At 72.6% G+C, this 10,013-nt stretch carries 6 protein-coding genes and 1 pseudogene; 4 read left to right on the forward strand and 3 right to left on the reverse strand.

All coding sequences use genetic code 11. From position 1 onward, the window contains the following. The first annotated feature begins 88 nt into the window (after positions 1 to 88). On the forward strand, positions 89 to 4,201 hold the full coding sequence (locus tag QMK61_RS15455) for a hypothetical protein (RefSeq protein WP_302073126.1): 4,113 nt from the start codon (positions 89 to 91) through the stop codon (positions 4,199 to 4,201). Continuing rightward, the gene (gene prmC / locus QMK61_RS15460; RefSeq protein ID WP_302073127.1) at positions 4,194 to 5,015 is read left to right on the forward strand and encodes a peptide chain release factor N(5)-glutamine methyltransferase; all 822 of its coding nucleotides are present in this window, start codon (positions 4,194 to 4,196) and stop codon (positions 5,013 to 5,015) included. The genes QMK61_RS15455 and prmC overlap by 8 nt, the downstream gene beginning before the upstream one ends. Before the next feature lie 9 nt (positions 5,016 to 5,024). Here the strand turns inward: prmC and dxs are convergent, their stop codons facing one another. Then, positions 5,025 to 6,917 (reverse strand): 1-deoxy-D-xylulose-5-phosphate synthase, encoded by a 1,893-nt coding sequence (gene dxs / locus QMK61_RS15465; protein ID WP_302073128.1) that lies wholly within the window; start codon positions 6,915 to 6,917, stop codon positions 5,025 to 5,027. A gap of 189 nt (positions 6,918 to 7,106) precedes the next feature. Between dxs and QMK61_RS15470 the strand changes: the two are divergent. Beyond that, positions 7,107 to 7,475, forward strand: a pseudogene (locus tag QMK61_RS15470) (low affinity iron permease family protein); the annotation flags it as partial. Between the two features lie 139 nt (positions 7,476 to 7,614). On the opposite strand, the gene QMK61_RS15475 reads toward QMK61_RS15470, so the two are convergent. Beyond that, positions 7,615 to 8,214, reverse strand: coding sequence for an HNH endonuclease (locus QMK61_RS15475; RefSeq protein ID WP_302073129.1), 600 nt, complete (start codon positions 8,212 to 8,214; stop codon positions 7,615 to 7,617). 248 nt (positions 8,215 to 8,462) lie between these two features. On the opposite strand from QMK61_RS15475, the gene QMK61_RS15480 reads away from it, so the two are divergent. After that, positions 8,463 to 9,218: a SapC family protein gene (locus tag QMK61_RS15480; protein ID WP_302073130.1), complete on the forward strand. Its 756-nt coding sequence runs from the start codon at positions 8,463 to 8,465 to the stop codon at positions 9,216 to 9,218. A gap of 130 nt (positions 9,219 to 9,348) precedes the next feature. Here the strand turns inward: QMK61_RS15480 and QMK61_RS15485 are convergent, their stop codons facing one another. Beyond that, a complete protein-coding gene (locus tag QMK61_RS15485; protein ID WP_302073131.1) occupies positions 9,349 to 9,822 on the reverse strand; it encodes a GNAT family N-acetyltransferase in 474 nt (157 codons plus the stop codon). Positions 9,823 to 10,013: the final 191 nt, after the last annotated feature.

Raw genomic sequence — 10,013 nt, forward strand, 5'->3', positions numbered from 1 at the left:
TGCTTTTGTATGGTCCGGATGCGTCCGGTGCGTCGCCGGCGCGCTTCCATCTACACTCCCGGCCATCTGCCAACCAGGGGAAGCGGGCATGCTGCGTCGATGGCTCGGAGTGCTGGCCGGCGGTCTGCTGATCGCCATGACGTCGTGGGCGCAGGACGTGCCGCCGCCGCTGCGCGACTGGCAGGGGTGGGCGCTGCACGACGTGCCCGACCATGCCTGCCCCTTCCTCGCCAACCAGGCGCCGGGCGACGGCAGCTACCAGTGCGCCTGGCCCGGCCGCCTGGCGCTGGACGCCGGCGCCGGCGGCGCACGCTTCGACCTCGACGTGCACGTGGACGCGCCGAGCTGGGTGGCCCTGCCCGGCGGCGACCGGCAATGGCCGCAGGCGGTGACCGCGAACGGCCAGCCCGCCGTGGTGCTGCGGCACGACGACCAGCCGATGCTCCGGCTCGCACCCGGCGACTACCGCGTGCACGGCGAGTTGCCGTGGTCGGCGCGGCCGGCGCGCCTGCGCGTGCCGGCGTCGATCGGCCTGGTCGCCCTGCGCGTGGACGGCCGGCCGGTGGCGCGGATCGAGCGCGACGGCGACCAGCTCACCCTGGGCGAGGCCGCCGCGGCGCAGCGCGCCGCGGATGCGCTGTCGCTGCGCGTCTACCGCCGCCTGCAGGACGGCCTGCCGGCGCTGCTGGAGACGCGCCTGCAGCTCGACGTGGCCGGCAGCGCGCGCGAGCAGGTGCTGGGGCCGGTGCTGCCGGCCGGCTTCGTCGCCGCCGCGCTGTCCGGCGACCTGCCCGCACGGCTGGACGGCGATGGCCGCCTGCGCGTGCAACTGCGTCCCGGCCAGTGGACGCTAACCCTGGACGCGCGCGACGGCGTCCCGCTCGACAAGGTGGCGCTGAAACTGCCCGCGGCGCCCTGGCCGCGGCAGGAAGTCTGGAGCTACGCCGACGCCAACGCGTTGCGCGGCACCCACGCGGAAGGCAAGGGCGTCGATGCCGCGCAGGCCGGCGTGCCGGACGACTGGCGCGAGCTGCCGGCATTCGCGCTGGATGACGCCGATGGCCTGGCCGTCGTGGCGGGCGTGCGCGGCGACGAGGGCGGCAAGGGCGACCAGGTGAGCCTGCAGCGCGAGCTGTGGCTGGATTTCGACGGCCGCGGCCTGCGTGCCGTCGACCATCTCACCGGTGCGCTGCGCCACCGCCAGCGGCTGGACGTGGCCGCGCCATGGCAGCTGCAGCGCGCCAGCCAGGAGGGCCAGCCGTTGCTCGTCAGCGAAGGGGCAGGCGGCCAGCGCGGCGTGGAGCTGCGCACGCGGGAGCTCGACCTCGGCGCCGGCCTGCGCCTGCCCGCGGCGGGCGGCGCGATTCCCGCCACCGGCTGGCAGCTGCCGCTGGAAGGCATCGACGCCACCCTGCACCTGCCCTACGGCTACCGGCTGGTCGCCGCTCCCGGGGCGGATCGCGCGCCCGGCACCTGGGCCGCGCAATGGAGCCTGCTCGACCTGTTCGAGCTGGCGTTGGTGGCGATGCTGGCCGGGCGCCTGCTCGGTTGGCCCTGGGCGCTGCTGGCGGCGCTCTACCTCGCGCTGGGGCACCGCGAGCACGGCGCGCCGCTGTGGACGCTGGCCGCGGTGCTGCTGCTGGCCCTGCTGCAGCGCGTGTTGCCGGAAGGCGGCCGCCTGCGCGCGTCGGTGCGCGCGGGCGCCGCGGCGGTGTTCGTGCTGGCGGTGCTGTGGAGCCTGCCGTTCGCGGCGGGGCAACTGCAGTACGCTCTGCATCCGCAACTGGAGCGCGGGGCGTTGGGGCGTGCCGTGGCGGTCGGGTTCGCCGGATCCGCGGCGGCACCCCCGAAAATCATCCGGCAAGTCACGCCACCTCCTGCCGTGGCGGAGGTGGCCGGGCGGAGGCCGATGTCCGCGCCGAGGGCGGTGCCGCTGCCGGCGCCGCCCGCGCCACCCGCGCCGCCCTCGCAGCTCGATGCCGTTTCAGTCACCGCGGCGGCGGTGCCCAGCGTGGAGAGCAACAGCTTCGACAGCCGCAGCGTGATCCAGGCCGGCGCCGGCACGCCGCAGTGGGACCAGGGCAACGATTACCGGCTCGGCTGGTCCGGCCCGGTGGCGTCGGAGCAGACCGTGCGGTTGCTGGTCGCGCCGCGCTGGCTGGTGCGGCTGTTGCGCGTGCTGCTGGTGGGCCTGCTGGCGGCATTGCTGGCCAGGCTGGCGACGGCGCTGTGGCCAGCCTGGCGCCCGCGCTGGAGCGGCCTGCGCGGCGGCACGGCGGCCGGCGCACTGCTGCTGGCCTTCGCGCTGCTGCCCGCGGCGGCGCATGCGCAAAGCCTGCCCGATCAGCAACTGCTCGACCAGCTGAAGGCCCGCCTCACCGAAGCGCCGAAGTGCGCACCGGCTTGCGCCAGCGTGGCGCAGGCGCAGCTTGCGGCTGGCGGCGACACGCTGGACCTCGCGCTCGAAGTGCACGCCGGTGCCGTGGTCGCGCTGCCCTTGCCGCAACCCGGCGGGACACTGCAGCTCGTCGATGCCCAACTGGACGGCCGTGCCGCCACGCTCGGTCGCCACGACGGGCAGGCGCTGGTGCGGCTCGACCGCGGCGTGCACCGGCTCGACCTGCACTACCGGCTCGGCACAGCCGACAGCGTCGATCTGCGCTTCGTGCTGCGCCCGCAGCGGGTAGTCTTCAGCGGCCAGGGCTGGACGCTGGAGGGCGTGGACGAGGGCCGCCTGCTGGGCGACAGCCTCGCGCTGCAGCGGGTCCGCGCCGCCGGCAGCGTCGCCGGTCCGGCGCCCGCGCAGGAATTCCCGCCCTACGTGCGGCTGACCCGCCGGTTGCTGCTGGGCGTGGACTGGCGGGTGGAGAACACGGTCGAGCGCATCGCCCCGGAAAGCGGCGGCTTCAGCCTCGCCCTGCCGCTGCTGCCCGGCGAGCACCCGCTGGGCGACGGCGTGCCGGTGAAGGACGGCCGCATCGACGTCACCTTCAGCGGCGGCACCCGCGTGGTGCGCTGGACCAGCCGGCTCGACCACGTCGCGAAGCTGGCGCTCACGGCGCCCGCGCTCGGCCAGCGCGCCGAGGTGTGGGAGGTCGATGCGGCGCCGATGTGGCATGTGGACGCCCATGGCGTGCCGACCAGCGTCGGCGGCGAGGGCCTGCGCTTCCAGCCTCTGCCTGGCGAGACCCTGCAACTGGCCTTCACCCAGCCGTCGGCGGTCGCGGGCGGCAGCCTGGCCTTCGACGGCGTCCGGCTCGCCGCCAACGTGGGCGAACGCGCCACCGAAGCCACGCTGCAGCTGCGGGCGCGCAGCACCCGCGGCGGTGAACACGCGATCACCCTGCCGGCCGGCGCCGAGCTGCTGGAAGCCCGCCGCGACGGCGAGCCGGTGAACCTGGCCGTGCGCCACGGCAAGCTCGGCCTGCCGCTGCTGCCCGGCGCGCACGACTACCGGCTGCGCCTGCGCGTGCCCGGTGGCGCGGGCGCGCGCACGGTCGTGCCGGCATTCGCGCTCGACGCGCCGGCGGCCAACATCGCCACCGACCTGCAACTGCCGCAGGACCGCTGGGTGCTGTGGGCCTGGGGACCGACCACCGGCCCGGCGGTGCTGTACTGGTCGCAGCTGGCGGTGCTGCTGCTCGCCGCCTGGCTGCTGGCCCGCCATGCGCCCACCCCGCTGCGCTTCCGGCACTGGCTGCTGCTGGGCCTGGGCTTCTCCGCGTTCGACTGGGGCGCGTATGCGCTGGTGGTGGCGTGGCTGGCCCTGCTCGGCCTGCGTGCGCAGCGCGAACTGCCGGCGCGCCTGGGCGCGACCGGGTTCAACCTCGTGCAGGCCGGGCTGGCCCTGCTGACCGTGCTGGCGCTGGCGGTGCTGGTGGCCGCGGTGCCCAAGGGCCTGCTCGGCGTGCCCGACATGCACGTGGCGGGCAACGGCTCCACCGCGTGGTCGCTGCACTGGTTCGCCGACCAGGGCGACGGGACGCTGCCGCGCGCCGGCGTGTTCAGCGTGTCGCTGTGGTTCTACAAGCTGGCGATGCTGGCGTGGGCGCTGTGGCTGGCATCCGCCCTGGTCGGCTGGCTGCGCTGGGCCTTCGAGGCCTGGTCCCGCGGCGGCTACTGGCGCCGGCGCGAAGCGAAGCCGCAGGCGGCGCCGCCACCGCCGCTGCCGTCGTCATCGCAGGAGCCGCCGCATGGCTGAGGTGCGCCAGGTGCTGGCCGAGGCCGCCGCCCGCCTGGGCGGACGCGTGGATGCCGAGGCGCTGCTGCTGCACGTGCTCGGCCGGCCGCGCGGCTGGTTGTTTGCGCATGCCGACGACCTGCTCGATGCGGACAGGCAGGCCGCGTTCGCCGCACTGGTCGAGCGCCGCGCCGCCGGCGAGCCGGTGGCCTACCTCACCGGCCGCCGCGGCTTCTGGACGCTGGAGCTGGAGGTGACGCCGGCCACGCTGATCCCGCGGCCGGAGACCGAGCTGCTGGTCGAGCTCGCGCTGGAGCGCCTGCCGCCCGATGCCGAAGCGCGCGTGGCCGACCTGGGCACCGGCAGCGGCGCCGTGGCGTTGGCCATCGCCAGCGAGCGGCCGCGGGCGCAGGTCGTCGCCACGGATGCCAGCGCGGCGGCGCTGGCCGTGGCGCGCCGCAACGCCGGACGACTCGGCCTGCGCAAGGTGCGCTTCGTCCAGGGCGACTGGCTGGCGCCGCTGCAGGGCGAACGCTTCGACGTGATCGCCTCCAACCCGCCCTACATCGAGGCCGGCGACCCGCACCTCGCGCAGGGCGACCTGCGCTTCGAGCCGCCGTCGGCCCTGGCCTCCGGCGCCGACGGGCTGGACGACATCCGCCGCATCGTGCGCGACGCGCGCGATGCGCTCGCGCCCGGCGGCTGGCTGCTGTTCGAGCACGGCTGGAACCAGGGCAACGCGACGCGCGCGCTGCTGGACGAAGCGGGCTACGCGCAGGTGTTCACCGCGCAGGATCTGGAGGCGCGCGACCGGGTCAGCGGCGGGCGCCGCTGAGCTTCTTCTTCAGCCCGCGCTGGCGGCGTGGGCCGCGACGAGCTGGGGGAAGCGCGCGCGGATCGCGTTGCGGATGCCGGGCAGGTCGAGGCCGGCCATGCTCAGCACTTCCTCGCGGCTGCCGTGTTCCAGGTAGAGGTCCGGCAGGCCCAGGTGCAGGATCGGCAACGCGATGCCGTGCGCGGCCAGGCATTCGGCCACGGCCGAACCGGCGCCGCCGGCAATGGCGTTGTCCTCCAGCGTGACGAAGGCGTCGTGCGTCCGCGCCAGTTCCAGGACCAGCGCCTCGTCCAGCGGCTTCACGAAGCGCATGTTGGCCAGGGTGGCGTCCAGCTCGGCGGCGATGGTCGCGGCCGGCGCCAGCATCGCGCCGAAGCTGAGCAGCGCGATTCCCCGGCCGCGCCGGCGCAGCTCGGCCTTGCCGATCGGCAGGGTGCCGAGCTCCGGCCGGACCGCGATGCCGGGGCCGGTACCGCGCGGGTAGCGGACCGCGGCGGGTCCGGCGTGGTGGAAGCCGGTGCTGAGCATCTGGCGGCACTCGTTCTCGTCCGCCGGCGCCATGATCACCATGTTCGGCAGGCAGCGCAGGAAGCTGAGGTCGAAGCTGCCCGCGTGGGTGGCGCCGTCGGGGCCGACCACGCCGGCGCGGTCGATGGCGAAGGTGACGTCGAGGTTCTGCAGCGCCACGTCGTGGATCGCCTGGTCGTAGGCGCGCTGCAGGAAGGTGGAATAGATCGCCACCACCGGCTTGGCGCCTTCGCAGGCCATGCCCGCGGCCAGCGTCACCGCGTGCTGCTCGGCGATCGCCACGTCGAAGTAGCGTTCGGGATGCTCCTTCGAGAAGCGCACCAGGCCGGAGCCTTCGCGCATCGCCGGGGTGATGCCCATCAGGCGTTCGTCGGCGGCGGCCATGTCGCACAGCCAGTCGCCGAACACGTCGGTGTAGGTGGGTCGGGCGGGTGCGGCCTTCTTCACCAGGCCGGCCTGCGGGTCGAACGGGCCGACCGCGTGGTATTCGATCTGCGCCTGCTCGGCGGGGGCGTAGCCCTTGCCCTTGGTGGTGATCACGTGCAGCAGCTGCGGACCGGGCAGGTTCTTCACCGTGCGCAGCGCGGCCAGCAGTTGCGGGATGTTGTGGCCGTCGATCGGGCCGGTGTAGTGGAAGCCCAGCTCCTCGAACAGGGTGGAGGGCACGAACATGCCCTTGGCGTGCTCCTCCCAGCGCTTGAAGAAGCGGCCGGCGAAGGACTGCTTGGGGATCGCCCGCTTGGCCCGCTCGCGCACGGCGTTGAGCCGGCGGCTGGCCATCGCGCGGGCCATCATCTTGGTCAGCGCGCCCACGTTCTCGCTGATCGACATGCCGTTGTCGTTGAACACCACCAGCATGTCCGGCTCGACGTCGCCGCCGTGGTTCAGCGCCTCGAAGGCCATGCCGGCGGTCATCGCACCGTCGCCGATCACCGCCACCACCTTGCGGTGGTCGCCCTTGCGCTGTGCGGCGATCGCCATGCCCAGCGCGGCCGAGATCGAGGTGGAGGAATGGCCGACGCCGAAGGTGTCGTACCCGCTTTCCTCGCGGCGCGGGAACGGCGCCAGGCCGTCCTTCTTCTTGATCGTGGTGATGCGGTCGCGGCGGCCGGTGAGGATCTTGTGCGGATAGCACTGGTGGCCCACGTCCCAGACCAGGCGGTCGGTGGGCGTGTCGAACACGTGGTGCAGCGCCACGGTCAGCTCCACCACGCCCAGGCCGGCGCCGAAATGGCCGCCGGAGCTGGCCACCGACTCGATCAGGTACCGGCGCAGCTCGTCGGCGACGGCGGGCAGTTCCTCGTCGGGCAGGCGACGCAGGTCGGCGGGCGCGTCGATCCGCGCCAGGTGGGGGTAGCGGGAAAGGTCGGTCATCCGCGTATTGTTGGTCCAGCGGGCGGGCGGGGCAAGCGGGGCTCGGTGAAAAACCCCAGGAAGGACGGTCGCTTGCCTCGCCCAGGCCCGATCGCAGGCGGTTTCGGCATGGCCTGCACGCGACGCATACGCGACGCGGACGACGCTTCCGCCGCCCACCGTCGCTTTCGACCTTGCCGGGAGATCGCCATGAGCGCCAAGCCATCGTTGTTCCGCCGCTTCGCCGAAGCCACCTCCCGCTACACCGGTCGGCCGGCCGCCTTCCTGCTGGCCGTGGCGGTCGTGGTGGTATGGGCCCTGTCCGGCCCGCTGTTCCATTACGGCGACACCTGGCAACTGGTGATCAACACCGGCACCACCATCGTCACCTTCCTGATGGTATTCCTGATCCAGAACACGCAGAACCGCGACAGCGCTGCGCTGCAGATCAAGCTGGACGAGCTGATCCGCGCCACCGAGGCGCGCAACGGCCTGCTCGACCTGGAGAACGCCGACGAGGAGACGCTGGAACGCCTCCGTGGCGCCTACCGCAAGCTGGCGCACCGGCGCCAGGACGAGGCGGCGAGCGAGCCGGACCGGGGCGTCGGCAGCGGCCACGAGGACCAGGCCGAAGAGGCCTGCGAGGAAGTGGAGGAGATCGACCGCGAGCTGGCGCAGATCGGCAAGTCCGGCCCGTCCGGCGACGGCGGCAAGCGGCCTAGCTGAGCATGGGCCGCCGGTTGCGCGGCAGGTGGCTGACCAGGAACTCCATCTGGTCGGCCAGGATGTTGCGGTTGGACAGGATCAGGTGCTCCACCCAGCTCGGCCGGTACGGCACGGCCAGCAGCGGCATGTGGGCCTGCTGCGGGGTGCGGTTGCTCTTCTTCAGGTTGCAGGCGAGGCAGGCGCTGACCACGTTTTCCCATTCGTCGCGGCCGCCGCGCGAGACCGGCTGCACGTGGTCGCGGGTCAGCTCGCCGCGGTTGAAGTGGCCGCCGCAGTACAGGCACAGGTGGCGGTCGCGCGCGAACAGCGCGGTATTGGTCAGCGCGGGCGCGGGGTCGATGGCATGCTCGCGGCAGTGGCCGGTGCTGGCCACGATCGGGTGCAGGCGCAGCACGCTCTGCTCGCCGCTGTCGCGATTGTGGCCGCCGTGCACTTCCAGGCAGGGTTCGCCGAGGGTCCAGGCCACCGCCTCGCGCACGTACAGGCACACGGCGTCCTGCCAGCTGATCCAGTCGAGGATGCGGCCGGCGGCGTCGAGCGACAGCACGCGGGTCGAGTGCAGGTCGGCCCGGATTGGCACTTCCATCAGCATGTGTTTCGTCCTTCAGCCTGAAGCGAAGAGCGGTCCAGCGATGCCCGGATGCCGGCCAGCATAGAACAAACCTGTTGCAAAACGCATGCAAATCCGTGCCGCGGCAGGCGAAAAGCCTTGCGAAAAGGCCTATTCGCCCGGACGCCCGGGCGCTGATATAGTGGCCGTTCATCTGTGGACCCGACGCCGGGTTTGGGAGGGGACGCCGACGTGGGCGGCCCCGGCACGGCGGGGCAGAGGTAAGTGACGTGGCTGAAGTTCTTTTCTACGAGCGCCCGGTGCCGCTCAACCGTACCCAGCACAAGGACCTGCGCCTGAAGCCGGTGCCGAGCCTGAAGTTCGCGCTCAATGCGCATTCGGTGCCGCTGACCTGCGTGGAGTTTCCCGTCGCGGCGCGCGACATGCCGATCCTGTTCGCCGGCACGGAGATCGCCAGCGCGGGCCCGATGGCCCTGCTCGGCCTGCGCCAGAACGAGAACCTGTTCGTGGACGCCAACGGCCAGTGGGCGCCGAACACCTATATCCCGGCCTTCGTCCGCCGCTATCCCTTCGTGCTGGCCGAGAAGCCCAAGGAGATGGAAGGCGACGACTTCACCGTGTTCCTGGACGAGGCCTACGAGGGCTTCGGCAGCGAGGGCGAGCGCCTGTTCAAGGAGGACGGCAGCGACAGCGAGCTGCTGACCAACGCGGTGAACTTCCTCGGCGAGTTCCAGCAGCACGTGACCCGCACCCAGCAGTTCATGGAACAGCTGCGCAAGCACGACCTGCTGGAGCCGCGCAACATCACGCTGCAGAAGGACGGCAAGTCGATCAACCTCAACGGCCTGTTCGTGGTCAACGAGGAAAAGCTGCGCCAGTTGGACGAGAAGACGGCGCAGGCGTTCCTCGCGGACGGCACGCTTGGCTGGATCTACGCCCATCTGCTGTCGCTGGCGAACATCGACCGCGTGGCGCTGCGCCTGAGCGAGCGCGAGCAGGTCGAGGAAGCCGGCACCCGGAACTGAGCACGGGTCTCGTCGTGACCGGAAGAGGGCGGCGCGCAGGCGTCGCCCTTTTTCGTGCCGGGCGTGCACGACACGCGCGGATGGCACGTGGCGCCCGCGACGATGGGCGGCGGTTGCCGCTCCGTCCGGCTCAGCGCACCGGCTTGGCCAGGCGCAGCAGGTCGGTGCCGTAGCCGGCGGCCTCGTACAGCGCGCGGGCGCGTTCGTTGCCGGGGAACACCGCCAGCGTCACCAACTGGCACTGGTGGTCGCGCGCCCAACCTTCGGCGTGCGCCAGCAGCGCGCGCGCCACGCCACGGCCTTCATGCCGCGGCGCCACCGCCAGGTCGGAGATGTGGCAGTTGGTGCGGCCGGTGAAGAAGTCCTGCGTTTTCTGCAGGTGGATGAAGCCGGCGCGCTCGCCGTCGGCATCTTCGGCCACGAACAGGTAGCTGTTGGCGGGTTGCTCGTCGAGGTGGCGGCCGAGGTCCTTGCGGATGCCCTCGACGCATTCATGCCGCCGCCGCCATGCCGGCAGCGCGAAATCCACGAAGCGCGGCACCAGGCCGAGGATGAACTCGTCGTCGTCTTCGGCGAGGCGGATCAGGTAGTGGCTGTCGGCCATGCTGGTCGGTGCTGGGCTGGAGCGATGGTGCCGGTTCTACACCACCGGCGTATGGCATGGAAGCCCGCGGCCTTGGCTTCCCTCTCCCCTGCTGTTCAGCCCGGACACATAGCGGACATTCGTTCGGAGAGATGGTGGACACGTTCAGGGCAGCCTCCGGCCGCTGGTGGAAGTGTGCTCGATGACATCGA

This window comes from Fulvimonas sp. R45, from assembly GCF_030504985.1.
Taxonomy (GTDB): Bacteria; Pseudomonadota; Gammaproteobacteria; order Xanthomonadales; family Rhodanobacteraceae; genus Rhodanobacter_A.